26 protein-coding genes are annotated in these 25,242 nt (G+C 74.9%); 11 read left to right on the top strand and 15 right to left on the bottom strand.

Annotated elements, in window-relative coordinates; all coding sequences use genetic code 11:
- Positions 1–4: 4 nt before the first annotated feature.
- Both PSR1_RS05035 and PSR1_RS05040 read right to left on the bottom strand, forming a co-directional pair.
- Positions 5–3,628 carry a nitrate reductase subunit alpha gene (locus PSR1_RS05035; protein WP_059436536.1) on the bottom strand — a complete coding sequence of 1,208 codons (3,624 nt, stop codon included), beginning with the start codon at positions 3,626–3,628 and terminating at the stop codon, positions 5–7.
- The gene (locus tag PSR1_RS05040; protein ID WP_059436537.1) at positions 3,625–4,317 is read right to left on the bottom strand and encodes a hypothetical protein; all 693 of its coding nucleotides are present in this window, start codon (positions 4,315–4,317) and stop codon (positions 3,625–3,627) included. The genes PSR1_RS05035 and PSR1_RS05040 overlap by 4 nt, the downstream gene beginning before the upstream one ends.
- Positions 4,318–4,818: 501 nt before the next feature.
- Between PSR1_RS05040 and PSR1_RS05045 the strand changes: the two genes are divergently transcribed.
- Entirely contained in the window at positions 4,819–5,253 is a 435-nt protein-coding gene (locus PSR1_RS05045; RefSeq protein WP_059436538.1) for a PAS domain S-box protein, read from the top strand.
- A 2-nt stretch (positions 5,254–5,255) separates the two neighbouring features.
- Entirely contained in the window at positions 5,256–5,804 is a 549-nt protein-coding gene (locus PSR1_RS05050; RefSeq protein ID WP_059436539.1) for a hemerythrin domain-containing protein, read from the top strand.
- 2 nt (positions 5,805–5,806) lie between these two features.
- On the opposite strand, the gene PSR1_RS05055 is transcribed toward PSR1_RS05050, so the two are convergent.
- The 3 genes from PSR1_RS05055 to PSR1_RS05065 all read right to left on the bottom strand — a co-directional run bounded on the left by PSR1_RS05055 (position 5,807) and on the right by PSR1_RS05065 (position 7,826).
- Positions 5,807–6,424, bottom strand: a complete 618-nt coding sequence (locus PSR1_RS05055; protein WP_059436540.1) for a 1-acyl-sn-glycerol-3-phosphate acyltransferase — start codon at positions 6,422–6,424, stop codon at positions 5,807–5,809.
- A gap of 36 nt (positions 6,425–6,460) precedes the next feature.
- Positions 6,461–6,877 carry a polymer-forming cytoskeletal protein gene (locus PSR1_RS05060; RefSeq protein WP_059436541.1) on the bottom strand — a complete coding sequence of 139 codons (417 nt, stop codon included), beginning with the start codon at positions 6,875–6,877 and terminating at the stop codon, positions 6,461–6,463.
- 535 nt (positions 6,878–7,412) lie between these two features.
- Positions 7,413–7,826, bottom strand: a complete 414-nt coding sequence (locus PSR1_RS05065) for a hypothetical protein (protein WP_059436542.1) — start codon at positions 7,824–7,826, stop codon at positions 7,413–7,415.
- A 57-nt stretch (positions 7,827–7,883) separates the two neighbouring features.
- Here PSR1_RS05065 and PSR1_RS05070 point away from each other — a divergent pair, with 57 nt between their 5' ends.
- Complete coding sequence (locus PSR1_RS05070; protein ID WP_059436543.1) at positions 7,884–8,729, top strand: putative RNA methyltransferase; 846 nt, start codon at positions 7,884–7,886, stop codon at positions 8,727–8,729.
- 32 nt (positions 8,730–8,761) lie between these two features.
- On the opposite strand, the gene PSR1_RS05075 is transcribed toward PSR1_RS05070, so the two are convergent.
- The 3 genes from PSR1_RS05075 to PSR1_RS05085 all read right to left on the bottom strand — a co-directional run bounded on the left by PSR1_RS05075 (position 8,762) and on the right by PSR1_RS05085 (position 11,917).
- Positions 8,762–9,649 (bottom strand): hypothetical protein, encoded by an 888-nt coding sequence (locus tag PSR1_RS05075; protein WP_059436544.1) that lies wholly within the window; start codon positions 9,647–9,649, stop codon positions 8,762–8,764.
- Positions 9,650–9,752: 103 nt separating this feature from the next.
- Positions 9,753–10,982 (bottom strand): DUF4032 domain-containing protein, encoded by a 1,230-nt coding sequence (locus PSR1_RS05080; RefSeq protein ID WP_059436545.1) that lies wholly within the window; start codon positions 10,980–10,982, stop codon positions 9,753–9,755.
- The gene (locus PSR1_RS05085) at positions 10,979–11,917 is read right to left on the bottom strand and encodes a ketopantoate reductase family protein (RefSeq protein ID WP_059436546.1); all 939 of its coding nucleotides are present in this window, start codon (positions 11,915–11,917) and stop codon (positions 10,979–10,981) included. Before PSR1_RS05085 ends, PSR1_RS05080 begins: the two co-directional genes overlap by 4 nt.
- Positions 11,918–12,007: 90 nt before the next feature.
- Here PSR1_RS05085 and PSR1_RS05090 point away from each other — a divergent pair, with 90 nt between their 5' ends.
- A complete protein-coding gene (locus PSR1_RS05090; protein WP_059436547.1) occupies positions 12,008–12,463 on the top strand; it encodes a thioesterase domain-containing protein in 456 nt (151 codons plus the stop codon).
- Positions 12,464–12,660: 197 nt separating this feature from the next.
- Here the strand turns inward: PSR1_RS05090 and PSR1_RS05095 are convergent, their stop codons facing one another.
- Positions 12,661–14,307 carry an ABC-F family ATP-binding cassette domain-containing protein gene (locus PSR1_RS05095; RefSeq protein ID WP_059436548.1) on the bottom strand — a complete coding sequence of 549 codons (1,647 nt, stop codon included), beginning with the start codon at positions 14,305–14,307 and terminating at the stop codon, positions 12,661–12,663.
- A gap of 83 nt (positions 14,308–14,390) precedes the next feature.
- On the opposite strand from PSR1_RS05095, the gene PSR1_RS05100 reads away from it, so the two are divergent.
- Together PSR1_RS05100 and PSR1_RS05105 are read left to right on the top strand one after the other, a co-directional pair.
- Entirely contained in the window at positions 14,391–15,170 is a 780-nt protein-coding gene (locus tag PSR1_RS05100; RefSeq protein ID WP_059436549.1) for a HipA family kinase, read from the top strand.
- Positions 15,148–15,558, top strand: coding sequence for a DUF3037 domain-containing protein (locus PSR1_RS05105; protein ID WP_059436550.1), 411 nt, complete (start codon positions 15,148–15,150; stop codon positions 15,556–15,558). The genes PSR1_RS05100 and PSR1_RS05105 overlap by 23 nt, the downstream gene beginning before the upstream one ends.
- Here PSR1_RS05105 and PSR1_RS05110 read toward each other — a convergent pair.
- Positions 15,555–16,277 carry a DNA-3-methyladenine glycosylase I gene (locus tag PSR1_RS05110; RefSeq protein ID WP_059436551.1) on the bottom strand — a complete coding sequence of 241 codons (723 nt, stop codon included), beginning with the start codon at positions 16,275–16,277 and terminating at the stop codon, positions 15,555–15,557. The genes PSR1_RS05105 and PSR1_RS05110 overlap by 4 nt on opposite strands.
- Positions 16,278–16,636: 359 nt before the next feature.
- Here PSR1_RS05110 and PSR1_RS05115 point away from each other — a divergent pair, with 359 nt between their 5' ends.
- The gene (locus tag PSR1_RS05115; RefSeq protein ID WP_059436552.1) at positions 16,637–17,998 is read left to right on the top strand and encodes an NAD(P)/FAD-dependent oxidoreductase; all 1,362 of its coding nucleotides are present in this window, start codon (positions 16,637–16,639) and stop codon (positions 17,996–17,998) included.
- Between the two features lie 75 nt (positions 17,999–18,073).
- Here PSR1_RS05115 and PSR1_RS05120 read toward each other — a convergent pair whose 3' ends face one another.
- Positions 18,074–18,463 carry a hypothetical protein gene (locus PSR1_RS05120; RefSeq protein WP_059436553.1) on the bottom strand — a complete coding sequence of 130 codons (390 nt, stop codon included), beginning with the start codon at positions 18,461–18,463 and terminating at the stop codon, positions 18,074–18,076.
- Positions 18,464–18,759: 296 nt separating this feature from the next.
- Here PSR1_RS05120 and PSR1_RS05125 point away from each other — a divergent pair, with 296 nt between their 5' ends.
- Together PSR1_RS05125 and PSR1_RS05130 are read left to right on the top strand one after the other, a co-directional pair.
- Positions 18,760–20,529: a hypothetical protein gene (locus tag PSR1_RS05125; protein WP_059436554.1), complete on the top strand. Its 1,770-nt coding sequence runs from the start codon at positions 18,760–18,762 to the stop codon at positions 20,527–20,529.
- Between the two features lie 132 nt (positions 20,530–20,661).
- A complete protein-coding gene (locus PSR1_RS05130) occupies positions 20,662–21,183 on the top strand; it encodes a hypothetical protein (protein WP_059436555.1) in 522 nt (173 codons plus the stop codon).
- Positions 21,184–21,204: 21 nt separating this feature from the next.
- Here PSR1_RS05130 and PSR1_RS05135 read toward each other — a convergent pair whose 3' ends face one another.
- The 4 genes from PSR1_RS05135 to PSR1_RS05150 form a co-directional block, all read right to left on the bottom strand.
- On the bottom strand, positions 21,205–21,597 hold the full coding sequence (locus PSR1_RS05135) for a hypothetical protein (protein WP_059436556.1): 393 nt from the start codon (positions 21,595–21,597) through the stop codon (positions 21,205–21,207).
- A 155-nt stretch (positions 21,598–21,752) separates the two neighbouring features.
- Positions 21,753–22,244: a hypothetical protein gene (locus PSR1_RS05140; RefSeq protein ID WP_059436557.1), complete on the bottom strand. Its 492-nt coding sequence runs from the start codon at positions 22,242–22,244 to the stop codon at positions 21,753–21,755.
- 275 nt (positions 22,245–22,519) lie between these two features.
- Positions 22,520–22,987, bottom strand: coding sequence for an aminoacyl-tRNA deacylase (locus PSR1_RS05145; protein ID WP_059436558.1), 468 nt, complete (start codon positions 22,985–22,987; stop codon positions 22,520–22,522).
- 144 nt (positions 22,988–23,131) lie between these two features.
- Positions 23,132–24,337, bottom strand: coding sequence for a cytochrome c biogenesis protein CcdA (locus tag PSR1_RS05150; protein WP_059436559.1), 1,206 nt, complete (start codon positions 24,335–24,337; stop codon positions 23,132–23,134).
- Between the two features lie 191 nt (positions 24,338–24,528).
- On the opposite strand from PSR1_RS05150, the gene PSR1_RS05155 reads away from it, so the two are divergent.
- Together PSR1_RS05155 and PSR1_RS05160 are read left to right on the top strand one after the other, a co-directional pair.
- Positions 24,529–25,044: an RNA polymerase sigma factor gene (locus PSR1_RS05155; RefSeq protein ID WP_237757821.1), complete on the top strand. Its 516-nt coding sequence runs from the start codon at positions 24,529–24,531 to the stop codon at positions 25,042–25,044.
- Positions 25,031–25,242: zf-HC2 domain-containing protein (locus PSR1_RS05160; RefSeq protein ID WP_160309013.1), on the top strand; the 212-nt coding region annotated here is incomplete at its 3' end. The genes PSR1_RS05155 and PSR1_RS05160, both read left to right, overlap by 14 nt.

The following is a 25,242-nucleotide window of genomic DNA, read 5'->3' on the forward strand; positions in this document are numbered from 1 at the left end:
GCCGCTACCACTGCGGCTCGCCCTCGAGCTTGGTGACGCGGACGTAGGTGTCGCGGTTGTTGCCGGTGGGCCCCCAGTAGTTGAGGGCGAACGTGAACTGGCCGTAGCCGCCCATCATCAGCGTGGGCTTGAGCCGGACGCGGGTGAGGCTGTTGTGGCTGCCGCCGCGCAGGCCGCCGCGCGAGGGCGAGCGGGGCACGCCGATGGTGCGCTCCGGCGCGTGGTACAGGTAGCAGACGCCGCGCGGCATGCGCGCGCTCACCACCGCGCGCGTCACCACCGCGCCGTTGTCGTTCACGACCTCCACCCAGTCGTTGTCGGCGAGCCCGATCTCGGCGGCGTCCTCGTCGTTCACCCACAGCGGGTGGATGCCGCGGGAGAGCGTGAGCATCCGCAGGTTGTCGCCGTAGGTGGAGTGGATGCCCCACTTGCCGTGCGGGGTGAGGAAGTTGAGCGTCAGCGCCTCGGCGCCGCCGGGCGCGGCGGTCAGGTCGCGCACCGCGTCGCGCTCCGGCTTCGGCTTGTAGGTGGGCAGCGCCTCGCCGAACGCGATGAAGCCGGGGTGGTCGAGGTAGAAGTGCTGCCGCCCGGTGAGCGTGCGCCAGGGCACCAGCCGCTCCACGTTCAGGCAGTACGCCGAGTAGGTCCGGCCGCCCCCGGTGATCCCGGTCCAGCACGGGCTGTCGAGCAGCCGCCGCGGCTGGCGCGCCAGCTCCTCGAAGGTGATGCGCACGCCGCGGGTCTTCTCGGCGAGGTCGGCCAGCGGGAGCCCGACCTTCTTCTCCTCCGCGTGGTACGCGCGCCAGGCCGACTCGCCGTTGGTCTCCGGGGCGAGGTGCAGGATGGCGTTGGCCGCGTCGCGCGCCTCGGCGATGGACGGGTAGCGCGCGCCGCCCCACTCGACGGTCGGGCGGGTGCGGACCAGCTCGTCGTAGAGGTCGTCCACCGGCCAGCTGATCCCGTGCGCCGAGAGGCCCGCGGTGCGGATCGTCGGGCCCAGCGAGACGAAGCGGTCGTGGAGGTGCACGTAGTCGCGCTCCACCACCGCCAGGCCCGGCATGGTCTTGCCCGGCACCGGCTCGCACTCACCGCGGCTCCAGTCGAGCACCTCGCGCTGCGCCAGCTCGGCCGGCGTGTCGTGCATGAGCGGCGTCGCCACCAGGTCGCGCACCTTCTCCGGCAGGTGCGTGCGGGCGAGCGCGCTCACCTTCTCCGCGAGCGCCTTGAAGATGTCCCAGTCGCTCCTCGACTCCCAGCAGGGCGGCACGGCTGCCTGCAGCGGGTGGATGAAGGAGTGCATGTCGGTGGTGTTGAGGTCGTCCTTCTCGTACCAGCTCGCCGCCGGGAGGATGACGTCGGAGTAGAGCGCCGTCGTGTCCATCCGGAAGTTGAGATCGACCACCAGGTCGAGCTTCCCCTCCGGCGCCTGCTCCCGGAACGTGGCCTCGGTCACCGCCCCCTTCGCCGCCTCCGGCGCCACCGTGCCGTGGCGCGTGCCCAGGTAGTGGCGCAGGAAGTACTCGTGCCCCTTCGCGCTCGACATGAGCGCGTTGCCGCGCCAGATGAACCAGAGCCGCGGCCAGCTCGTCGGCGCGTCCGGGTCCTCCACCGCGAAGCGGAGCTTCCGGTCGCGGAGCTGGCGCACCGCGTGGTCCACCACCTCGGCGTCGCTGCGCGCCCCGGCCGCCTCGGCCTCGCGGAGCACCTGCGCCGGGCTCCGGTCGAACTGCGGGAAGAACGGCAGCCAGCCGCGCCGCACCGCCCGGACCTGGTGGTCGAGCGTGTGACCCTGCGTGAGCGGGTGGCCGTTCCGCGCCGGGTCGAGCTGCCCGAGGTCGGCGGCGCCCTCGTAGCGCCACTGGTCGGAGTGGACGTAGTGGAAGCTGGGCGCGTTCTGGAGGCGCGGCGGGCGCGACCAGTCCAGGCCGAACGCGAGCGCCTGCCAGGGGGCCACCGGCGCGAGCTTCTCCTGGCCGACGTAGTGGTTGAGGCCGCCGCCGTTCCGGCCCACGCAGCCGCACAGCACGAGGCCGGTGATGGCGGCGCGGTAGGCGAGGTCGGCGTGGAACCACTGGTTCACGCCGGCGCCGATGATGATGGAGCACTTGCCCTTCGTGCGCTCGGCGGTGCCGGCCCACTCGCGCGCGAAGCGGATCACGTCCCGGCGGTCGAGGCCGGTGTGGCGCTCCTGCCAGGCGGGCGTGTACGCCGCGTCGGCGTCGTCGTAGCTCGCCGGGTAGTCGCCCGGGAGGCCGCGCGACACGCCGTGGCGCGCGAAGAGCAGGTCGTGCACGGTGGTGACCGTCACCGTGCCGCGCGCGGTCGGGACCCGCCGTACCGGCACGCCGCGGCGGGACACCCGGCCGGTGGCGTGGTCCACGAAGGAGACCTGCACCACCTCGTCGTGCGCGTCGAGGAGGCCCAGCCGCGGCGAGAGCGCCGCGCCGTCGTGGCCGTCCTTCATCTCCAGGTTCCACTGCCCCTTCTTCTGCTGCCAGCGGAAGCCGAGCGTGCCCTGCGGCATGCGCGGTGCGTCCGCGCCCTCGTCCCACACGAGGAACTTGAAGTCCCCGTGCTCCTCGCCGGCGTAGCGCTCCAGCCGGCTCGCCGGGAGCATGCGGCCCGGGGTCACCTGGCCGTCCTGCTCCTCCAGCTCGACGAGGAACGGGGCGTCGCTGTAGCGGCGCAGGTAGTCGGCGAAGAATGGGACCTGCCGGTCGGCGTGGAACTCCTTGAGGAGGACGTGGTTCACCGCCAGCCAGAACGCGCCGTCCTGGCCGGCGTGGACCGGCAGCCACTCGTCCGCGTACTTCGAGGTCATGCTGTAGTCGGGCGAGAGCACCACCACCTTGGCGCCGTCGTGGCGCGCCTCGGCGAGGAAGTGCACGTCCGGCGTGCGGGTCATCCCGACGTTGGAGCCCATCGAGACGATGTACTTGGAGTGATACCAGTCCGCGCTCTCGGCCACGTCGGTCTGCTCGCCCCACACCTCGGGCGACGCGTTGGGCAGGTCGCAGTACCAGTCGTAGAAGGACAGGTTCACCGCGCCGAGGAGCTGCAGGAAGCGCGAGCCGCCGGCGAAGGACAGCATCGACATCGCCGGGATGGGCGAGAACCCGACGATGCGGTCGGCGCCGTGGCGCTTCAGGGTGTGGATGGTGGAGGCCGCCACCAGCTCGAGCGCCTCGTCCCAGCTCGCGCGCCGCAGGCCGCCCATGCCGCGCGCCTGCTGGTAGCGGGCGCGCGAGGCGGGGTCGTCCACGATCGACGCCCACGCGTCCACCGGGTCCGCGTGCGCCTTGCGGGCGGCGCGCCACAGGTCCATGAGCGCGCCGCGCAGGTAGGGGTGCTTCACGCGGAGCGGGCTGTAGAGGTACCAGGAGGCGGAGATCCCGCGCTGGCAGCCGCGCGGCTCGTAGCCCGGCACGTCGCAGGAGAAGCGCGGGTAGTCGAGCGCCTGCGTCTCGAGCGCCACGATCCCGTTCTTCACGTGGATGTTCCAGGAGCAGCCGCCGGTGCAGTTCACGCCGTGCGTGCTGCGCACGACCTTGTCCACCTGGTGGCGGCTCCGGTACAGGTCCTCCCAGGTGCGCTGCGACGGGGCGATGACGTCCTCGATCCAGCTCATCGGACACCTCCCTGCGCGCGCGTGGCCTTCGCCGGCGCGGCCGGTGCGGGGGAACCGGCGGAGGCTGCGGGCCGGGTGGGTTGTGAAGAGCGCGAGCGCCGGGGCGGCGGCGCGAGGCGGGCGCGGGCCACCAGCTCGGCGCGCGCGGAGCCCGGGATGCGGCGGGCGCCGAGGCCGATGACGGCGAGGCAGGCGAGCGCGATCAGCGCGGCGATGCCGGCGGCGCGGCCGGCGCCCGGCTCCTGCTTCCCCGCCGCGCCGAGCAGGAACGCGCCGAGGTGGGCGCGCTCGTCCGGATCGATGGGATGGCCGGCGTAGACCGGGACCATCGACGGGAAGGGCGGGTCGGCGAGGAGCCCGTCGAGCGCGGCCGCGTCGAGGCCGTCGAAGCTGGCGCGCAGGCCGGGGCCGAAGGAGGCGGCGAACGCGGAGCCCTCGCCGCCGATGGCGTGGCAGGCGCCGCAGGGCGCGCCGCCGTTCCGGAGCGCGCGCGCGCCGATGAAGAGGTCGCGGCCGATGGCCGGGTCGCCGGGCGGGGCGGGCGGTTCCTGCGCGGCGGGCTCCTGGGGTGCCGCGGCGGGCGCGGCGGCGGCCGGCTCCGCGGCGGGCTGCTGCGCGGCGAGCCACGGCGACGGCGCGGCGAGCAGGAACGCGAGCGCCCCGGCGCGGAGCAGGTGCTCGGAGGCCATGAGGCAGTCCTTTCGACGACTCTGGGCAGCGGGTGCGCGGCAGCGGTCGGTGGTGCCCTCGGGCTCACCGTAAGCGAACGTTCGGAACGTTTTCGCGCCGTGTGCCAACGCCCCCGGCGCGCTCCGCTGCGCGCGGCGCCCGGCGCGAAATCCGCCGTGACGCTGCTCGCTTCCGCAAGGGAAGCGCCTCGGAGCTCAACGCCGCCACGGCCCGGATGGAGCGCGGAGAGACACCCGCCGGCCGTTTGAGCACCGAATGGTGGGTCGCAATTCACCGAACAATGGGTGGCTCAATCGGGGATAGCGGGTTAACTCCGCGAAATCGGACCGGTCCGGTCGATGGCAGGGGGCTCGCACTGCGGGAACGTTGCCACCGCTCCCAACGACTCTCGGTCGTCTCCACCCCGACCCCTCCACCCCGACCCAGAGTCGTTTGGCGGGCCGCCATGCAGCCCCTTCCGGATGGGTGCTCGAGCGCCCGCCCGCCCGCAGAGGAGCCGAATGACCGACACCGCCATCTACCAGCAGATCGTCGACGGCAGCCCGGACGCGTTCGTCCTCGGGGATCGCGAGGGCCGCATCCGGATCTGGAACGCGGGCGCGGAGGCGATCTTCGGCTTCACCGCCGCCGAGGCGCTGGGCCAGTCGATGGACATCATCATCCCGGAGCGGCTCCGCGGCCGGCACTGGGACGGCTACATGAAGACCATGCAGACCGGCAAGAGCCGGTACGGCGCGGGCGACGTGCTCGCGGTGCCCGCGATCACGAAGGACGGCCGGAACATCTCGATCGAGTTCACGATCCAGATGCTGCGGACCGCGGGCGGCGAGGTGCTCGGACCGCTCGCCATCATCCGCGACGTGACGAAGCGCTTTCAGCGCGAGCGGGAGCTCGCGCGGCGCGTGAAGGAGCTGGAGGCCAAGGCGGGGACCTGACCATGCTGAACGTGATCGGAAAGCGGGCGGCGCCCGCGGACGCGGTGGACCTCCTGCTCGAGTGCCACGACCGCATCCGGCAGTTCCTGGCGCTCGGGCGCCGGGTGGCCGAGGCGCGGCCGGACCAGCTCGCGGAGGTGCCAGAGGCGGCGACGCGGGTGCGCCGCTACTTCACGCAGGCGCTGCCGCTGCACGCGCAGGACGAGGAGGAGTCGATCCTGCCGCGGCTGCGCGGGCGCGAGGCCGAGGTGGACGCCGCGCTCACGTCGATGGCCCACGAGCACGCCGAGCACGAGGAGCCCCTGGGCCGGCTGGTCGCGGCCTGCGAGGCGGTCGCCCGCGACCCGTCGCGCCACGCGGCGCTCGCCGGCGCGATGGCCGCCGCGGTGGGCGAGCTGGAGCGCCACTTCGACCTCCACCTGCGACGCGAGGAGGAGATCATCTTCCCCGCCATGCGGCGGCTGCTGGCCGGCGCGATCGACGCGGAGATCGTCCGCGAGATCCGCGCGCGGCGCGGGGTCGCCGAGGCCTCCGGGCAGACGACGCCCTGAGCTCAGGGGGTGGCGCCGGGGCGGAAGCGGATGTCGCTCGCCTGCGTGGGGTGGCGTCCGATCTTGCCGGCGTAGGCGGCCCGGATCCCCTCGAGGTCGGTCGCCTCGTCGCCGGTCAGGTCGAGGTACCGCGCCAGGCCGATGGTCCGGGTCCGGTAGTCGATGAACGCGAGCCCGACCGGAACGCGCGCGGCGAGCGCCAGCCGGTAGAAGCCGGACTTCCAGTGATCCGTGCGCGCGCGTGTGCCCTCCGGCGCGAGCGCGAGCCACATCCACGGGGCCTCCGCCAGCTCGCGGCCGAGCTGCGCGAGGAAGCCGGCGGGTGCGCGCCGATCCACGGGGATGCCGCCCATCCGCCGGAGCAGGGCGCCGAACGGCGGACGGAACAGCGAGTGCTTCCCCACCCATCGCACCGGCAGCGCCGTCGCGAGCTTCGCGAGGTACCCGAGCACGAAGTCCCAGTTGGACGTGTGCGGGTAGACGACGATCACGCAGCGCGGGGTGGACGGCCAGGGCACGTCCACGCGCCACCCGGCGGCGTGGAGGATGACCTGGGCGCAGCGCTGGACGAGCGACGGGTGAGCGGGCGGGCGCGGAGCGGCGGAAGGAGAGCCGGGCATTCGCCCGGATGCTACACCGGGGGCCCGGCCGAGCGCCTACGGCGTGCCCGCCGGCGGCGGCACCGGCTTCACCGCCCCGCCGCCGCGCTCTCCGCCGGCGCCCGGCATGCGGGTCGAGCCCTGGAACACGACGCCCTTCTCGATGGAGAGCGAGGGGGTCTCGATGTCGCCGCGGACCCGGGCCGTGTGGTGCAGCTCGACCGAGGTCTTCGCCTTGATGTCGCCGTTCACCTCGCCGTGGACGATGACCGTGCCGCAGGTGATCTGCGCGTCGATGCGGGCCTGCTCGCCGACCACCAGGACGTCCTCGGTGGTGATCGAGCCCGTGAACTTCGCGTCGATGCGGACGGTGCCGGCGAAGGTGAGCTTGCCGTCGAACTCGACCCCCTTGCCCAGCAGCAGGTCTCCGGCCGGCGCCTGCATGGGGTCGTCGCGCTTCTGGATCATGGCCATGGGTGGTGCTCTCCTGACGCGGTCGGTCGGCCGGGTCCACCCGGCCGCGCTGTGAGTTAGGCACCCGCCGTCACCGCGGCCAGCGGCGAACCCCGAAGCAGGCGAGGCCCCGCCCGGCGCCTGGCGCAAGCGCGGGAGTGCGCCGCCACCCCGTTCGGCTAGACTGTCCGCCACCACCCGACCCAGAGTCATTTCGCCGGACCACCCGACCCAGAGTCATTCTCCCGCCCGCGACCTGCGGCGGGCGGCCCTGCCGGGTGGACCGTTCGACGGAGGGGGCTTGAGCTCCTGGAGCTGCCGCTACGAGCTGAAGGGAATCTGCAAGAAGGTCGCGGGCGCGTACTGCCGCCCCGGGATAAAGGGCTGCATCCTGGTCGGGAAAGTGAAGTTCCAGGACGGCCAGGTGCCTGCCCCCGTCTGGCCGCCCGGGGCAGGGCCCGGAAACGCCCCGGCTGACGCAGCGGGATCGGAACCCGAGGCCGCGAGCGTGCCCGAGGACCCGGAGCCCTGACCCGGTGCGCGCGATGCGCGCGTCTCAGGGGGCAGTGCGGGGGGACGCTTCGCTCGGCGGCGGCGCCACCGTTCCGGTGGCCGGCGACACGCCGGCGCGCACGGGCGGCGGCACCTGCCCGCCATCCTTCTCGCGGGTCATGCCTCGGACCGAGACCGGCACGCACCGCATCCCGCCGCCCGGCGCCTCCTGGCACACCTGCTCCGCCGCGGCCGCCTCGCACATGCCGTTCACGGGGTTGCAGACCGTGCCGCCGGTGCAGGTCGCATAGCATCCACCGCCGGCGCGCTGCCCTGCCGCCACGCCGAGCGCGAGGCTCGTGTTCACGGCTGCGGCCCCGAGCGTGTACGGCGCGGACGAGGAGCACGCCGCGAGCGCCGCGGCGGCGGTGGCGAGGGCAGTCAGGCCGATCCGCGGGAGGTGGGAGGCGAGGCGCATACGAGAAGCGTAGCGCGTCGGGGCGCCGGGGTGGGATTCGCGTATCATCCGCGACCCGTGCTCCCCGAGGTCCTCCGACACCTGCGCTGCCCGGTCTGCGGGGCGCCGCTCGCCGCGGCTCCGGGCGCCGTGCGCTGTCCGGCGGGGCACGCGTTCGATCTCGCACGCCAGGGCTACGTGAACCTGCTCCGCGGCCGCTCGCCGGGAACCGGCGACGACGCTGCCATGGTGGCCGCCCGCGAGACGTTCCTCGGGGCGGGGCACTTCGCGCCTCTCGGGGCCGCGCTCGCTCGGGCGGCGGAGGGGCACGCCGGGCGCGACGGTCTGGTGGTGGAGGTCGGCGCGGGCACGGGACATCACCTCCGCTCCGTGCTCGAGGCGCTTCCGGATCGGTTCGGGCTCGCGCTGGATCTCTCCCGCCACGCGGCGCGGCGGGCGGCGCGGGCGCACCCGCGCCTGGCCGCGGTCGTCGCCGACGCATGGGAGCGGCTGCCCGTCGCGGATGCATGCGCCGCGCTGGTGCTCGACGTCTTCGCCCCACGCAACGCCGCCGAGTTCCGGCGCGTGCTGGCGCCGGACGGCGCGCTGCTGCTCGTCACGCCCGCGCCCGCGCACCTCGCCGAGCTGCGCGGGCCGCTCGGGCTGCTCGAGGTCGATCCCGACAAGGCGCGACGGGTGTCGGAGGCGCTGGAGGGCCGGTTCGCGCTCGCTTCGTCGGAGTCGCTCGCCTGGACGCTCTCGCTCGCGCGTGAGGACGTGGTCGCCGCTGCGCGGATGGGCCCGTCCGCCCACCACACCGCCGCGGACGTCCTCGCCGCACGCGTCGCGGCGCTCGAGGAACCGGTGCGCGTGACTGCCGCCGTCCAGGTGCAGGTGTACCGGCCCACGCCGAACGCGGCCTGATGCGGCGCATGCCCGGAGCCCGCATCGGCGCGCTAGGAAGGTGCCTCGCAGCGTACGCCGTGCATGACGCGGAGCAGGTAGGTGCCGGCCGGGAACAGCGCGTCGCGCACCCCGGCGCTGAAGCGCGCTCGCGCGTCGTGATAGGCGCTCTGGAACGACCGGAGTCGGGCGAGCGCCTCCATCCGTCTCCATCGGTCGCGCGCGGCGACCCGCGGGCTCAGGTTTCGGCGCGGCTCGTGCGTCCTGGGGGAGGCGGTCGGGTCCTGCGTGAGCACGCGCTGGATCCCGAGGAATCCCCGCCCGCTGGACGACACCGCCGCGCGAGCTTCCTCCTCGCGCGCCGCGAGCTCCGCATGGACCTGCGTGAGGTACTCGTCCCCGGCGAAGCCTGGCGGCGGGGTGAGCGTGAGCTGGGCGGACTCGGGCATGGGCCCCTCGGCGCGGAAGAACGCGGGCCGCTCGAAGACCATCGTCGTCCCGATGTGCTCGGGGGCCAGCCACAGGCCCGGCCACTCGCGCGCCGAACGCACCAGCCCGGCCTTCACCGGGTTGGCGAGCGCGTACGCCGTCTCCCGCACGACGCTCTCGGCAGTCTCGAGCTGGACGGCGCTATAGCTGGACGGGGCCCAGAACGACTCCCAGCGGCCGAGGGACGCGTTGAGCGCGCGCGCGACCAGCGCCCAGAGGTACTGCGAGAACTCGGGGAGGCGTGCTTCGGGGTCGGTGAGCACGAGGTGCACGTGGCTCGACATGACGACGCACGTGTGGATGCGGACGCCGGTTCGAGCCGCGGCGACCGAGAGCACGTAGCCGAACAGGGCGTTCGTCTCGGGCGAAGGGCGGAGCAGGAACTGGCGCTGCGTGCAGCGCCGCGTGACGAAGTACGTCTTCCCAGGGCAGATCTGGCGGGGCGCGGTCATGAGGCGTCGCCCGTGGCACCGGGCGTGCCACGCGAGAACGCCGTACTGGAGCGATGCGCGACGCGGGGAATGGTCCGCGCGACGGACCCGCGTCCGCGAAAAACTACTCTGGGTCGGGGGGAGGGGGAGGAGCGGCAGGCGTGGGGGGCGGGAAGCGCCGCAGCCAGTCCTCGAGCGCGGCGTCGAAGCCGACGTCGCGCCGGGCGCGCTCGGACAGGTACCACTTGTGCTCGAGCAGCTGGCAGTACAGCTCGGCGGGGTCGGTGCCCGGGCGCGGGGCGAGCTTGCGGATCGCGGGCAACCATCGCTCGTTCAGCCAGCGGTACGCGGCCACGGCGAGCGCCACGCTCCGGTTCTCGCGGCGGACCAGCGTGGCGCGGAGCTCCTGGATCTCGTTCACCATGAGCGCCGCCTGGCGGTCCTCCGTCACGAGCCCGGTGAGCGCGTGCAGGAGGTCGCGGTGGTAGTCGCGGTCGGTGACCACCGCCCGCATGCGGAGGCGGCTGCCGTCCCCGGTCGCCTCCAGCTTCACCTCTCCGACCGTGAAGCCGAGCGCGTTCAGCGCACGGATGCGCTCGTGGATGCGCCAGCTCTCGCCGGCGGAGATGATCTCCTCGCGCGTGATCTCGCTCCACAGCCGCTCGTACCGCGCGCGCAGCGCCGCGCCCGTCTCGTACAGCCACGGCGGCGGCGCGAGCCCCAGCATGGCGGCGACGTCGAGGAGGTCGCCGGTGACGTTCTCCTCCAGGATGTCCACGTCGTGGCGCCGCTGGCCGTCGGAGAGGGGCTCGTGCATCTCCGCGGTCTCGGCGTCCACGAGGTACGCGCGCAGCTCGCCCGCGTCCCTGCGGAAGAGCGTGTTCGAGAGCGAGCAGTCGCCCCAGTAGAAGCCGGCGAGGTGGAGCCGGACGAGCAACCCCGCGATCGCGTCGAGCAGGCGCGCCCGGTACGTCTCCAGCCCGGCGTTCTCGAACAGGGTGCGGAAGGGCAGCGACCGGTCGAGGAACCGCGTGATGAGCACGCTCGCGTCGCCCTCGCCGGTCCGGACGTGGGCGTGCCCCGCGGCGACGACCGCCGGGAGCTCGCGGTCCTCGAGCCAGCGCAGCGCGCCGTACTCGCGCTCGCCCAGCGCCGGCGGCAGCTCCTTCACGACGTACAGCGCCCGGTCGTACTGGAGGAAGAGCACGTCGTGTCGCGACACCCCGCGCGTCACCTCCACGATGCGCGCGCACCGCTCGCCCCAGCGCGCCAGCGGTAGATCCCACGGCAGGTCGAGGAAGTCCGGGTGGCCGGGTCGGACCTGCAGGCCGACGAGCCCGGGATGGCCGGTCATGGGACGTCCCTCGCGGCGCGCGCGGCCGCGATCGCGTCGAGCGCCGCGATGGCCTGGCCGAGGAACGCGTTCGCGGGCGTCGCGACCCCGTGCCGGCGGCCGAGCTCGACCACGGTGCCGGCGAAGATCTCCACCTCCGTCTTCCGGCCCGCCTCCACGTCCTGCAGCATCGAGGTCTTCCCCGCCGGGGCGAGCCCGCCGATGACCGGAAAGATCCGCTCCACGTCCGCGGGATCCAGTCCGACGCCCTCGTGCCGCGAGACCGCGACCACCTCGAGCGCCGCCTCGCGGGCGAGCGCGCGGACCTGCTCGAGCCGGAACGCGCCGTAGGGGGCTCGCAGCAGCGCCGACACCTGGTTCACGCCGACGTTCAGCATGAACTTCCACCACTGCTCGCGCCGGATGTCGGCGGCGACCTGGCACGGAATGCCGGCGCGGTCGAGCAGGTCCTTCACGGCGACGACGCGCGGGTCCGCCGGGTCGTTCGAGGGCGCGCCGAACACGAGCCGGCCGATGTTCTGGTAGCGGACGTGCGTTCCCTCGCGCACCACGTCGTTCCCGACGAGGAAGGCCGGGAGCACCTTGTCGGCGCCGTAGGCCTCGGCGAGCGTCGCCTCGCTGGAGATCCCGTTCAGCAGCGACACGACGATTGTGCGCGGGCCGACGGCGCGGCGGGCGTCCTCGACCGCGGCCGCGAGGTCGCCGTGCTTCACGCCGACGAGGAGGAGATCCGCCGGTGCCAGCTCGGACGGCGCCGCGACGCGCGGCGTGATGCGCCGCCCATTGACGGTGAGGCCCTCGCGCTCCAGGCGCTCACGGCGCGGGCCGTGCGCCACGACCGTCACGCACCCCGGATCCATGGCGTCCAGCCGCTCGACCGCGGCCGCGCCCACCGCCCCCACGCCACACACCACCACGCTCTCGATGCGCCGCATGCGTGCATCGTAACCGCGAAGGTCGCCCCGCGCGGCGGTTCCCACACGGAAGCGCGGCACCTCGCCGCCTCCCGCGGTATCCATCGCGGCATGCGCCACGACGAGATCACCGCCTACCTCCACGCGCACATCCCGATCACGCAGGCGCTGGGCGCGCGGGTGGAGGCGTGGGAGGGCAACGCCATCCGGCTCTCGGCCCCGCTCGCGCCGAACCTGAACCACCGCGGCACGGCGTTCGGCGGCAGCCTCTCGGCGCTCGCGATCCTCGCCGGGTGGGCGCTCCTGCACCTCGCCCTGCAGGAGCGCGGCCTCGAGGTGCGGCTCGTCATCCAGCGGAGCGCGCTCGACTTCCTGGAGTCGATCGAGGGCGACTTCACCGCCTCGGCCCGGCTGCCGCCGCCCGCGCAGTGGGACCGGTTCCTCGCCACGCTCGCCCGCCACTCCCGCGCGCGCATCACCGTGGAGGGCGAGGTGGCCTGCCGCGGCGGCGCCGGTGGCCGCCACGAGGGCGTCTACGTGGCCCTCCGGGGAGCAGAGCCGGGCTAGTCAGGCGTCGCCCACCGTCGACGCCCGACCCAGAGTCGTTGGCTCCCGACCCAGAGTCGTTCGTAGCCCCTGATCGGGTGCCCGTGGGCCGGCGAGGTCGCCGTGTCCCCGCGGCATTACAGCGGCGAGCCGCGAGCCGCCGAATGACTCTGGGTTCGGAATCGGGTGACTCTGGGGCCGGGGCAGCGCGCGTCGGGCTACGCCCTCGCGCTGCGGCCGGGGGCGGCGCGCAGGCCGGGCGCCTCGCGGCCGGTCCGAGCGACGTACTCGGTGTACCCGCCCCCGTACGGGACGGGGCCGTCGGGCGCGAGCTCCAGCACGCGGTTCGACAGCGCCGCCAGGAACCGGCGGTCGTGCGAGACGAACAGGAGCGTCCCCTCGTAGCCGGCGAGCGCCCGCACGAGCATCTCGCGGGTGGCGGCGTCGAGGTGGTTGGTGGGCTCGTCGAGCACGAGGAAGTTGGGCGGGTCGTAGAGCAGCGTCGCGAGCACGAGCCGCGCCTTCTCGCCGCCGGAGAGCACCTTGCACCGCTTCTCGATCTCGTCGCCGGAGAAGCCGAAGCAGCCGGCGAGCGTCCGGAGCGACCCGACCGACGCGCGCGGGAACGTCCGCTGCAGCGCGTCCCACACCGTCTCGTCGGCCCGCAGCAGCTCCATGGCGTGCTGCGCGAAGTACCCCATCTTCACGCTGCCGCCGATCGCCACCGACCCGGCATCCGGCTGCGACTCGCCCGCGACCATCCGCAGGAGCGTGGACTTGCCGGCGCCGTTCGCGCCCAGCACGCACCAGCGCTCGCCGCGGCGGACCAGGAAGTCGAGGCCGCCGTACACGGTGCGCTCGCCGTACCGCTTCACCACGCCGGCGAGCTTCGCCACGTCCTCGCCGGACCGCGGCGGCGGGCGGAACTCGAAGTCCACGGTGCGCCGCACCTTGGGCGGCTCGACCTTCTCGATCTTGTCGAGCTTCTTCACGCGCGACTGCACCTGCGCGGCGTGCGAGGCGCGCGCCTTGAACCGCTCGATGAACGCGAGCTCCTTCTTCAGCATCGCCTGCTGCCGGTCGAACGCGGCCTGCTGGTGCTGGTCGGCGACGGCCCGCTCGCGCTCGTACAGATCGTAGTCGCCGGAGTAGGTGGTGAGCGTGCCGGCGTCGATCTCGATGATCTTCCCGACGACGCGGTTCATGAACTCGCGATCGTGCGAGGTCATGAGGATGGCGCCGTCGTAGCCGCGCAGGAACTCCTCCAGCCAGATGATCGACTCGAGGTCGAGGTGGTTGGAGGGCTCGTCGAGCAGCATGGCGTCGGGCCGCATGAGCAGGATGCGCGCCAGCGCCACGCGCATCTTCCACCCGCCGGAGAGCGCGCCGACGTCGCCGTCCATCATCTCCTGCGTGAACCCGAGGCCGGCCAGGATCTCCCGCGCCCGCGCCTCGAGCGCGTACCCGCCCAGCTCGTCGAACCGCGCCTGCACGTGGCCGAAGCGCTCCACCAGCGCCTCCAGCTCGTCGGCGCGCTCCGGGTCCGCGAGCGCGTGCTCGAGCGCGTGCAGCTCGGCGGCCACCTCCGACACCGGGCCGGCGCCGTCCATGGTCTCGGCGAGCGCGGTCCGCCCCGACATCTCCCCGACGTCCTGCGAGAAGTGGCCGACGGTCACGCCGCGGTCGATGGAGACCTGGCCCTCGTCGGGCGCCTCCTCGCGCGTGATGAGGCGGAACAGGGTGGACTTGCCGGCGCCGTTCGGGCCGACGAGGCCGACCTTCTCGCCGCGGTGGACGACCGCGGAGGCCTCCACGAACAGGAGCTGGTTGCCGTGCTGCTTGGAGATGGCGTCGAGGCGGATCACGAGGGGCGCGTTCTCGCACGCCGCACGCCCCGGTTCAAGCCGCCACGTCGACTGCGCGCGGACCCTGCGCTACGGTGCCGACCATGAGGACGGTGGTCGCCACCCGTTACGTCACCCCATTGCGCGAGGGCGGCTCGCTGCCGGCCATCGTGGAGGGCGACGACGACGGCCTGTACGTCGTGAAGTTCCGGGGGGCGGGGCAAGGGCCGAAGGCGCTGGTGGCGGAGGTCGTCGCGGGCGCGCTGGCGGAGGCCGCCGGCCTGCGCGTGCCGGAGCGCGTGCGCGTGATCGTCGACCCGGCGCTCGGCCGCAACGAGCCCGACGGCGAGATCCGCGACCTGCTCAAGGCGAGCGCGGGCGAGAACCTGGGCCTCGACTACCTGCCCGGCAGCCTGACGTTCGACCCGGTGGCCGACCCGCCGCCGTCGCCCGCCGAGGCGTCGGAGGTGGTGTGGTTCGACGCGCTGGTGACGAACGTGGATCGCACCGTGCGCAACCCGAACCTGCTCCGGTGGCACCGCCGGCTGTGGCTCATCGACCACGGCGCGGCGCTCTACTTCCACCACGACTGGGACCGCGCCGCCGATCCGGCGCGGGCGCCGTTCCCGATGGTCGGCCAGCACGTGCTCCTGCCGTTCGCGGGCGAGCTGGCCGCCGCCGGCGAGCGGCTCGCGCCGCGGCTCGCCGGCGGCGCCATCGCGCGGGCGCTGGACGAGGTGCCGGACGCCTGGCTGGAGGGCGACGCGCGCTTCGGGACGGCCGCCGCGCACCGCGCCGCGTACGTCGATCACCTGTCGCGCCGCCTGGCCGCGGCGCCCGCGTTCGTGGAGGAGGCCGAGCGTGCCCGCGCGAAGCTCGTTTGACTACGCGGTGGTCCGCGTCGTCCCGCGCGTCGAGCGGGAGGAGTTCGTGAACGCGGGCGTGGTGCTGTTCTGCCTGGAGCGCGGCTTCCTGGGCGCGCGGGTGGAGCTGGACCGCGCGCGGGTGACGGCGCTCTGCCCGCACGCGGACCTGGACGCCATCGCCGCCCACCTCGAGGCGATCCCGCGCATCTGCGCGGGCGGCCCGGGCGCCGGTCCCATCGGCGCGCTCTCGGTGCGGGAGCGGTTCCACTGGCTCACCGCGCCGCGCAGCACCATGGTCCAGCTCTCCCCGGTCCACTCCGGCCTGTGCGACGACCCGCAGCGCGCGCTGGAGCGGCTCTTCGAGCGGCTGGTGCGTCCCCCCGCGCCCTCCGACGATCGCGGCTAGCGGCGGCCCCGCGCGGCCGCCCGGGCCCGCGGTCGCGGCGCCGGCTCGGGCTCCGCCGCCGGCCCCGGTACCACGACCGGCCGCTCGAACCCGCGCCGGGCCCGCTCGACCCGGCCACGCAGCGCGCAGCCCTCGAGGTGATCGTTCACGAGCCCCATCGCCTGCATGAACGCGTAGCAGGTGGTCGGCCCGACGAAGGCCCAGCCGCGCCGCTTCAGGTCGCGCGAGAGCGCCGTCGACTCCGCGGTGACGGGCTGCGCCCGGAGCGCCGCCCAGGTGACCCGCTCCGGCCGCGAGGTTTTCGCCGGCTCGAAACCCCAGAAGTACGCCGCGAGCGAGCCGGCCTCCTCGGCGAGGTCGCAGGCGCGCCGCGCGTTGTTCAGGGTGGCCTCGATCTTCCCGCGGTGGCGCACGATGCCGGCGTCCCCGAGCAGCCGCGTCACGTCGCGGGCGCCGAAGCGGGCCACCTTCTCGAAGTCGAACCCGGCGAACGCGGCCCGGAACGCCTCGCGCTTGCGAAGGATCGTGAGCCACGACAGGCCGGACTGGAAACCCTCCAGGCACAGCTTCTCGAACAGGCGGCGGTCGTCGGAGACGGGGAAGCCCCACTCCTCGTCGTGGTAGCGGACGTAGTCCGCGGCCGAGACGCCCCATCCGCAGCGGGCCCGTCCGTCGGGGCCGGTCGCGAGGCCGTCGAGGGCGTGTGCGTCCTGGGACATCGAGGGTTCCTCCCGCGCCGGTCCGCCGGCGCCGTGCGCGGAACCTGCCGGGCGGCGGGGGCGGCGTCAAGGCGCCGGGCAGGACCCGAAAATGACTCTGGGTCGGGGAGGGCAAAATGACTCTGGGTCGGGGAGGGCAGGCGCCTGACAGGGGACCCGAAAATGACTCTGGGTCGGGAAGAAGCGGGAAAGGGCAGGGTCGGGAGGCGGTGGGCCGGCGGAAATGACTCTGGGTCGGGAAGAGAGGGGGGCCGGGAAGGAGCGGGGCGGCGGCGGCCGCGTGTCGCACCGGGCGCGCGCGGCGCGCTCCCCCGGCCCGCGGCGGGGCGGTGTATACAGGCCGCGGGCAAGGAGGCGGCGTGGATCCGCAGCAGCAGAAGGAGCAGCACACGCCGCACGTGGTGATCGTGGGCGGAGGGTTCGCCGGGCTGTACGCGGCGCGAGAGCTGGCGGGCGCGCCGGTGCGCATCACGCTGGTGGACCGCCGCAACCACCACCTCTTCCAGCCGCTCCTCTACCAGGTGGCCACCGCCGCGCTGAGCCCGGCCGACATCGCCGAGCCCATCCGCCACGTGCTCTCGCGCCAGCGCAACGTGCGGACGCTGCTCGCCGAGGCGGCGGCGGTCGAGCCGGAGCAGCGCCGCCTGCGGCTCGCCGACGGGTACGCGCTCGACTACGACTACCTGGTGGTCGCGGCCGGCGCGACGCACTCCTACTTCGGCCACGACGAGTGGGCCCGCTTCGCGCCGGGCCTGAAGACGCTCGAGGACGCGCTCGAGATCCGCCGCCGCGTGCTGACCGCGTTCGAGCGCGCCGAGGCGGACCCGGATCGCCAGCGCCGCGAGGCGCTCCTCACCTTCGTGGTGGTGGGCGGCGGGCCCACCGGCGTCGAGCTGGCCGGGGCGCTCGCGGAGATCGCGCGCTTCACCGTCCCGCGCGACTTCCGCACCGTCGCCACCGAGCGCGCGCGCGTGATCCTCATCGAGGGCAGCGATCGCGTGCTGCCGGCCCTGCCGCCCAGCCTCTCCGCGGCGGCGCAGCGCGACCTGGAGCGGCTCGGCGTGCAGGTGTGGACCGGCAAGCGGGTGACCGGCATCGACCCGCGCGGCGTGCAGGTGGGCGAGGAGCGGGTGGCGGCGCGGACGGTGCTGTGGGCCGCGGGCGTGGCCGGCGCGCCGCTGGCGCGGACGCTGGGCGTGCCGCTCGACCCGGCCGGCCGCGTCCCGGTGAACGCGGACCTGACGGTGCCGGGGCACGAGGAGATCTACGTGGTGGGCGACCTGGCGCTGGCCCGCGACAAGCACGGCGGCGCCATCCCGGGCGTCGCCCCGGCCGCCATCCAGCAGGGCCGCCACGCCGGGCGCAACCTGCTCGCGACGCTGCGCGGCCGGCCGCGCGCGCCGTTCGCCTACTTCGACAAGGGCGTGATGGCGACCGTGGGCCGCGGACGCGCGGTGGCGGGCTTCTGGCGCATCCGCATCAGCGGCTACCTGGCCTGGCTCGCCTGGCTGTTCATCCACATCTGGTTCCTCATCGACTTCCGCAACCGCGCCTCGGTGCTGTTCCAGTGGTTCTGGCACTACCTCACCTTCAAGCGCGGGGCGCGGCTGATCCTGGAGACGCCCGAGGAGATCCGCTTCCGCGCGGTGGCGGGCGTGGCCCCGCCCGACGTGGACGCCTGGCCGCCGAACGAGAGCGACGCGGAGCGCCCGGGGGACTGAGAGCGTGTACCAATCCCCTCCCGTCGCCGCGGCGGTCCGGGGATGGATTCACGCGCTCCGCGCGCGCCGCGCGCCTCACGTCCGCGCGTGCGCGTGCCGCCGCGCGCGAGGGCGGACGCCGTCGGCCTCGACGCCGTAGTCGGTGAGCGCCGAGACGACCAGGATCCCGACGCCGGACGCGAGGAACAGCCCGTCGGCCGGCGCGGTGAGCAGGCCGAGGAACACGAGCAGCCCGGCCCAGCCGGCCGCCTCGACCGCGCCGTGCGCCCAGAACGGGATCAGGCGCAGCGCGCCGGGGGCGTAGCCGGTGAGGAGCGACATGGCGAGGTGCGCGCCGCCGACCGCGTACGCGATGACCGCGGGCCCGGCGGGCAGGCCGAGCAGGGAGGGCGCCACCACGAGCACCGCTCCGAGCAGGTAATCGAGGATGCCGTGGACGGTGGGCGAGATGAACGGCGCGGTCATGGTCGAGCCCTCGTCTCAGGACGGTGCACACGCGTCGCGGCCCCGGCCCCGCCGCCCGGACGCTCCGGGCGCGTGCGGCCGGCGCCGCCGGGCCGGTCCGTGCTGCGCCGGCGTCTCGACAGGGCAGCCGCTGGGGATCCACGCGGGCCGCAGGGGGCGTTGGCCACCGGATCGAGGGATCCCACCGTCACTCGAAGTCCGGATTGACGGCTTTTCGATCCTGACCCAAAAGTGCCCGACCTTCCTCTACAATGCCGCCCGCGCCGCGCCGCAGCGGCCCACCTTCCGGAGATCCTGTGACCGACACGGAAAAGCGAAACCTGGTCGCGCAGTGGGCGTTCGACACCCGGCCCGTGCTCCTCCGCTTCCACCTGTGGCTGGAGGACGTCGAGGTCGAGCGCGCGCAGACCGAGCCGGTCTCCGCGTTCTCCTTCACGCCGCGCGGCATCGCGCGCTGCCTGGCCATGACCTCGGCCGCCACCGCGCTCGGCACGCGGCTGTTCGGCGACTACGGCGGCGGCGCGGGCAAGGACAAGTCCACCTACAACCAGGTGAAGAAGGGCGCCGACGCGATCAGCGCCTACGTGATGAGCGAGGGGCTCTGGCACCTCACCCGCACGCTCCCCGAGAACCACGCCATCATGGTGTCGCTGGGCGAGGGGCTGATGCCCAAGGCCGGCGAGACGCCGGAGATGGGCGCGAACCCGCTGCTCGGCTTCGGGCGCGTGTACGCCCGCCCCGAGGTGGCGCGACTGGTCGATCGCGCCGTGCGCCGCCTGCTCAACGACCCGTCGCACTCGTTCGAGGACTTCTACGCCTGGCTGCAGAAGCGCGGCATCACGGTGTGGGGCGCCGCGGTGGACACGCTCGAGAACACCTCGCGCTTCGCCGAGGGGAAGCCCACCGGGCCGATGGCGGTGTTCCACCTGTTCGACTCGCCGCTGACGATGTCGCGGCCGTACGAGTCGTACATGGGCAGCCTCACCGTGCCGCGCGCGGTGGCGCAGTCGGCCGAGCGCGCCTCGGTGCTGCTCGACTACCGCACCCCGCGCCGCCAGGTGGTGGAGGCGATCGAGGCGACGTACCCGGGCATCCGCCGCGAGAACGTCCACGTGTGGACGCTGCGCGGGAAGAGCCGCGTGGCCCGGCTCGGCAAGCTCTGGGAGGAGTGGAAGTCGCTCGGCGTGGACCTCGTCGAGGACGGCTGGAAGGCGCCGTCGGGGGTCGAGGTGTTCACCGACTCGGGCACCTACGCGCCCACGTTCCTGGTGGGGAGCTGGAAGGACGCCGAGGGCGCGACGCACGTGTTCCTCACCGACGGCTACGCCGCGACCGCCGAGGCGGTGCAGGCGGCCAGCCTCTCGGAGGTGCTCGACGTCGAGACCACCATGGCGCCGTTCTCGCCGTCGTTCGAGCTGCCCTGCGACGCCGAGGGGCGGATCATGCAGCTCGATCCGGTCGCGCCGGACTTCGGGCGCAAGCTGGCGGAGGTGTTCGGCGGGCGCGAGCTCGACGTGGGCAAGGTCGAGAGCTACGCCGAGGCCATCCGCGAGGCCCAGACCTCGAACATGCCGCTCGGGCGCCGGGTGCTGCGCGCGGCCGACTTCCTGCCGGAGAAGAGCTGGCGGGTGCTCGCGAGCACCGGGTACATGTGCGACGACCCGTACACCGGCAGCCCCGGCGTCACGAAGGTGCGCGACGGCGTGTACCGGGTCACCACCCGGCTCGCCACGCACAGCGCGTCCGCGGAGATCGCGTTCACGTTCCGGCTGATGGAGCCGCTCGAGCAGGCGCGGCACGTCTTCAGCCCGCTGCTGGTGCGCTTCATGTCCGGCGTGGACCACACGCAGCGCCCCGTGAAGATCTCCGACTCGGGCCGGATCCGGAACGAGCTGCAGACCATGTTCTCGCAGGCGCTCGAGCACGACCGCGAGAAGATCCGCGTCCACTTCGACCGCGTGGACGAGAAGGTCGTGCCGCGCCACAAGCAGGAGGCGGTCCGCCGCGTGCTCGAGTGGTACAAGGCGAACCACCCGGTCTGGTTCTCCTGGCTCGAGCTGGGCTGACCCGCCGCCTGCGTCGTCCCGGAGCCCTCGCTCGCCCCGGTGCCCGCCGCCCGGGCGCCCGCCGTCGCTGCGAAGCCGCCCGCCGCACCCCATCGTGAGGGGGCGCGGCGGGCTCGCCGCGGGGAGGGGACCATGGCGGCGCGGCGATGGGCGATCGGGGCCATCTCGGCGGCCCTGCTGCTCGCGGGCGGCGCGCGGGCGCAGGGGGAGCGCGCGCAGGAGGACGGGCGCGGGCCCGCGGGCGCGGGGCGCGCGCAGCGCGAGGCGCCGGCCGATGCAAAGGCCGAGGCCAGTCCCGGCGCAAAGGCCGGGTCCAGTCCCGGCGCGAGCAAGGCTCCCCGCGCGAAGGGCGGCCAGGCGGCCGGCACGCCGGGCGCGCGCAAGGCGGTCCCGCAGCAGCGCAGCGCCCAGGAGCTCCGGCGCCCGGTGCACGGCCGGCGAGGCGGGACCGGCGCCGAGCGCGGCACCACCGCGGGCGGGCAGGTGGGCGCCGCCTCCGGCGCGAGCGCCGAGAGCCCGGTGGAGCCGCCCGCGCCGAGGACGGACGGCCAGGCGGGGTCGCACGCGGGCGGCGGGACGTCGTCGGGCGGGGACACCGCCACGGGCGGCTGGTCGGGGAGCTCCAACCCCGATCCCACCCAGGATGGCCGCTGAGGCGGGTGCACCGACGGTGGATCAGCGCCGGCGGAGCACGGTGCTGGTCCAGGTCGCGCCCTGGCGCTCCGGCCCGGTCTCCGGCTTCACCTCGCCGGCCTCGATGGCGCGCGCGAGATCGGCGCGCTCCGCGGGCGTGAGGTCCGGCGACACGACCTCCACCAGCCGCACCCCGCCGTTCGGGCCGGGCGAGAGCCGCACCACCACGCGCTCCACGCCGGTCAGCAGGCGCTCGTCGAGCGGCAGCGAGCGCAGCGCCGGATCCTGCTCCGGGCGCGCGAAGGCAGTCCGGCGCTCCGGCAGCGGCGCGGTGGCGGCCGGAGGGCCGGCGCAGGCGAGGACGGAGGCGAGGAGCAGGGTCGCGCCGGCAGCGGCGCGGCCGGCCGCGAGGAGCCCGGCGCGGACGGTGGCCATGGCCGGATCCTACACCCGCGGGCCGCGCGGCCGGGCGCCGCGCCCCGGAACGCCGGGTTCACCCAGGGTGCGGAGCGCGCGGCCGCGGGAGCGCGCGCGGGAGGCGCGAGGCTGCGTGCGGACGTGCGGACGTGCGGTCCAGGCGCCGGCGAGGGCTACTCGCGGGCGAGGCCGCTCGCCGTGAGCGCCACCGCGTCGCCGACGCGGAACGGCGCGTAGCCCTGGTACACGTAGCGCTCCACGCCGCCGTCCTCGTAGCGCACGAACACCTCGTAGCTGCGGTACTCGGCGTTCGAGCCCTGGCTGGCCGCCGCGCCGATCATGGCGCCGCCGACCGCGCCGACCACCGCGCCGCCGGCGCTCGCGTGCGTGTGCGCGTAGCCGTAGCGGTCGTAGTGCGTGTGGCCGCCGAGGGCGCTGCCGAGCAGGCCGCCGATCACCGCGCCGGCCACCGCGCCGGCGCCGGGGTTGCCCTGCTGCTTCTGGACGACCTCGCGGATCGACTCGACGCGGCCGTAGCGGACCCAGTCGCTGCCGCCGCCGCCGTACGGATCTCCCCAGGTGCGCGTGGTGGTGGTCGTGGTCACGCAGGCGGGGAGGAGCAGCGTCGGGACCAGCGCGAGGGCGAGCAGGGCGGGCTTCTTCATGGAGCGTCTCCGGGCCGGGCCGGCGTGCGGGCGCCGGGCATCCACCCCCCGGAATTGCATGCGCCGGACCAGCCCAGGCCCGTCCAGGCCCCGAGCGAAATCAAGCGCTTACGTCCTGTTTCCCCCGACCCAGAGTCATTCGTCGCTCCGGGAGGGCGTGAATCCACGGCACGCCGTGGCGTGCCCCGCCCCCGGGCGCACGACTCTGGGTCGGGAACGCACGACTCTGGGTCGGGGAACGGAGATGTGCCCCACCCGGTGGGGAGGACTCCGGTTCAGTGCACCGGCGCGCCCAGGTTGGCGACCGCCTGCACCTGCTCGCACCGCATCCACTCGGCGGTGTCGAGCAGGACCGAGTCCATGTAGGTGCCGGCCGGCATGAGCAGCCGCGGCGCGTGGGCCAGCGTGGCATCCACGAAGATCGGCACGCCGAACAGGCCGAGCGGCGGCTCCGCGCCGGGGTCGCAGGGGCGGAAGTGCTCCGCGAGCTCGTGCTCGGGGACCAGCTCGGCGGCGGCGCCCGTCGCCTCCTCGAGCACGCCGAGCCGGACCTTCTCGGCGGCCGACACCACCGCGATCGCGTACCGACCGTCGAGCCGCACCACCACCGCCTTGGCGACGCGGTGGCCGGAGACGTGCTCGGTGGCGGCGAGGTCCTGCGCCGACATGGCGAAGGGGTGCGTGTGCAGCTCGTACCCCCGGTGATGCTCCTTCAGGTGCGCCTCGATCATCGTCGGGATCATGACCGTTCGCTCCCGTCTCGAGAGATGGGCTACGCGACGATCGTGCCCCCGCTGCCGCATCGCGGCGCGCCCGCGTCCGCCGGGGAGGGTGGGTCTTCGGGGTTGCCGCCGGCGGGCGTGCCCCGGCGGCGCGCGGCCCGGCGCTCAGCCCGCGGCGGGCCGCGGCGCCCCCGGCGCCGCCTGGCAGACGCGGCCGGAGAGGCGCTGGAGCGCGTCCACCAGCGCCTCGAGCGGCTGCTCCCCGACCAGCCGCTGCACCTCGCGGCCGGCGCCGTCGAGCGCCAGGAACGTGGGCACCGCCACGACGCGGTGCGCCCGCGCCAGCGCCGCGCCCTCGGGCGTCTCCACCGTGTGCCGCTCGACCCGCGCGCCCGGGCAGCCGTGCTCCGCCGCCGCCACCACCGGCTCCATCCGCCGGCACACCGGGCAGCTCCGGCTCACGATCTCGACGAGCGCCGGGCCGTGCCGCGGCGCGAGCCGCGCGGGAGCCGCGGCGGCGGCGTCGGGCACGGTGACCGCGCAGGCGGCCGAGGACGCGTCAGTGCAGACCGCGGGCTCGCCGGCCGCGGCCGGGCCGGCCGCCGGGACGGATGGAGCCGGGGGGACCGCCGGCGCTGCGGGAGCGCCCGCCGCGAGTTCCTCCGCCGGCGCGTCGCCCGCCCGCGGCATCAGCACCATCAGCCGGTCGGTGGCGAGCAGGATCCCGGCGCCGACCAGCAGCAGCCCGGTCGCCTTCTCGAGCCGGGGCAGCTGCCGCTTCAGCCGGTCGAGCCAGCCGAGCGCGCGCCCCGCGAACACGGCGGTGAGGACGAGCGGCGTCACCAGGCCCGCCGCGTAGGTGCCGAGGTAGAGCGCGCCGCGCGCCGGGCTCGCGCCCGCGGATGCGGTCCAGGTGAGCACCGAGCCGAGCACCGGGCCGACGCAGGGGGTCCAGCCGAGCGCGAACGCGCCGCCGAACGCGAACGACGCGGCGAGCGAGCCGCCGGGGCGCACGCGCGCCAGCCACGGCCGCCGCTCCACGTCGAGCGCGGGCAGCCGGAGGACGCCGAGCACCTTCAGTCCGAGCGCGACGACCAGCGCGCCGGACACCGCCAGCAGCGCGTCCCGGTGGGCCGAGAGCGCCTCGCCCGCCGCGCTCGCGCCGGCGCCGAGCGCCACGAACACCGCGGCGAGGCCGAGCGAGAACGCGATCGCCGACGGGACCAGCCCGCGGGGGCGCTCGCCCCGCCGGAGCGCGTCCACCGAGGCGCCGCCGAGCAGCGACAGGTAGACCGGCACCAGCGGGAGGACGCAGGGGGACGCGAAGGTGAGGATCCCGGCGCCGAACAGGCCGGGCAGATCGAAGCCCATCGATGGATTCTCCCCGGGCGCGGGCCCGGCGTCACGGGGCCGATGTGGGAGGCCCCCGCCGCCCGCGGACGCGGGCCGGCGCACCTCCCGACACGGCCGGGCGCCCGGAAAGTTCCCGCCTCGACGCGCCCCGGTGGGCCCCGCCGCCCGCGCCGGGAACCTTTTCGCGGTCCCGCGTGTCTCACCCTCCGGTGGCCGGCTTCCTAGATCGTGCGCTCGCGCAGGTCCCGTTCCTCCGCCGGAACGGGCGCCGCCTGGCGCGCAACGCCGCCGACGCCGACGACCTCGTGCAGGAGACGCTGGTGCGCGCGCTGGAGCGCCAGGAGGAGCTGCGCGACCCGGCCCGCCTGCGCGGCTGGCTCGGAACCCTGCAGCGCTCCATCCACCTGAACGCGGTGCGCGGGCTGCGGCCGCGGCTGGAGGTGCTGGAGGGCGGGCGCGCCGCGGAGGCGACGCCGGACGCGGCGCCCACCGCCGAGGAGGCGCTGCTGGCCCGCGCGCTCGGCGACGGGCTCGCGGCGGCGCTGGCCGCGCTCCCGCCGGAGTGGCGCGAGGCGCTGTGGCTGCGCGAGGTGGAGGAGCTGTCGTACCAGGAGATCGCGCGGGCGCAGGGGTGCCCGGTGGGCACGGTGCGCTCGCGCCTGGCGCGGGCGCGGCGGGAGCTGGCCGGACGCCTGCGCGAGGAGGACCGCCATGTCGGCCTGTAGCCCGGAGTGGAACGAGCGGGTCTCGGCCTGGCTCGACGGCGAGGTCGAGCGGATGGAGCGCCTGCGGGTGGAGGCCCACCTCGCCGGCTGCCCCGGGTGCGCTGCGGCGGCGGCGGCGTTCGGGCGTCTCGGCGCGGCGCTCCGGCGCGGCGCGGGCGTGGCCCGGGCGCGGCGGGTCCTGCCGGGCCGGCGCCGGGT

The organism is Anaeromyxobacter sp. PSR-1 (assembly GCF_000964525.1).
Lineage (GTDB): Bacteria > Myxococcota > Myxococcia > Myxococcales > Anaeromyxobacteraceae > Anaeromyxobacter.

Bases quoted from the DNA above. Each gene is read 5' to 3' on its own strand.
- PSR1_RS05055 (WP_059436540.1), bottom strand. From the start codon at position 6,424: ATGCCCGGCTCTCCTTCCGCCGCTCCGCGCCCGCCCGCTCACCCGTCG.
- PSR1_RS05135 (WP_059436556.1), bottom strand. From the start codon at position 21,597: ATGGCCACCGTCCGCGCCGGGCTCCTCGCGGCCGGCCGCGCCGCTGCC.
- PSR1_RS05040 (WP_059436537.1), bottom strand. From the start codon at position 4,317: ATGGCCTCCGAGCACCTGCTCCGCGCCGGGGCGCTCGCGTTCCTGCTC.
- PSR1_RS05090 (WP_059436547.1), top strand. From the start codon at position 12,008: ATGCGCCACGACGAGATCACCGCCTACCTCCACGCGCACATCCCGATC.
- PSR1_RS05140 (WP_059436557.1), bottom strand. From the start codon at position 22,244: ATGAAGAAGCCCGCCCTGCTCGCCCTCGCGCTGGTCCCGACGCTGCTC.
- PSR1_RS05050 (WP_059436539.1), top strand. From the start codon at position 5,256: ATGCTGAACGTGATCGGAAAGCGGGCGGCGCCCGCGGACGCGGTGGAC.
- PSR1_RS05145 (WP_059436558.1), bottom strand. From the start codon at position 22,987: ATGATCCCGACGATGATCGAGGCGCACCTGAAGGAGCATCACCGGGGG.
- PSR1_RS05080 (WP_059436545.1), bottom strand. From the start codon at position 10,982: ATGACCGGCCATCCCGGGCTCGTCGGCCTGCAGGTCCGACCCGGCCAC.
- PSR1_RS05060 (WP_059436541.1), bottom strand. From the start codon at position 6,877: ATGGCCATGATCCAGAAGCGCGACGACCCCATGCAGGCGCCGGCCGGA.
- PSR1_RS05065 (WP_059436542.1), bottom strand. From the start codon at position 7,826: ATGCGCCTCGCCTCCCACCTCCCGCGGATCGGCCTGACTGCCCTCGCC.
- PSR1_RS05035 (WP_059436536.1), bottom strand. From the start codon at position 3,628: ATGAGCTGGATCGAGGACGTCATCGCCCCGTCGCAGCGCACCTGGGAG.
- PSR1_RS05130 (WP_059436555.1), top strand. From the start codon at position 20,662: ATGGCGGCGCGGCGATGGGCGATCGGGGCCATCTCGGCGGCCCTGCTG.
- PSR1_RS05100 (WP_059436549.1), top strand. From the start codon at position 14,391: ATGAGGACGGTGGTCGCCACCCGTTACGTCACCCCATTGCGCGAGGGC.
- PSR1_RS05110 (WP_059436551.1), bottom strand. From the start codon at position 16,277: ATGTCCCAGGACGCACACGCCCTCGACGGCCTCGCGACCGGCCCCGAC.
- PSR1_RS05150 (WP_059436559.1), bottom strand. From the start codon at position 24,337: ATGGGCTTCGATCTGCCCGGCCTGTTCGGCGCCGGGATCCTCACCTTC.
- PSR1_RS05120 (WP_059436553.1), bottom strand. From the start codon at position 18,463: ATGACCGCGCCGTTCATCTCGCCCACCGTCCACGGCATCCTCGATTAC.
- PSR1_RS05075 (WP_059436544.1), bottom strand. From the start codon at position 9,649: ATGACCGCGCCCCGCCAGATCTGCCCTGGGAAGACGTACTTCGTCACG.
- PSR1_RS05045 (WP_059436538.1), top strand. From the start codon at position 4,819: ATGACCGACACCGCCATCTACCAGCAGATCGTCGACGGCAGCCCGGAC.
- PSR1_RS05085 (WP_059436546.1), bottom strand. From the start codon at position 11,917: ATGCGGCGCATCGAGAGCGTGGTGGTGTGTGGCGTGGGGGCGGTGGGC.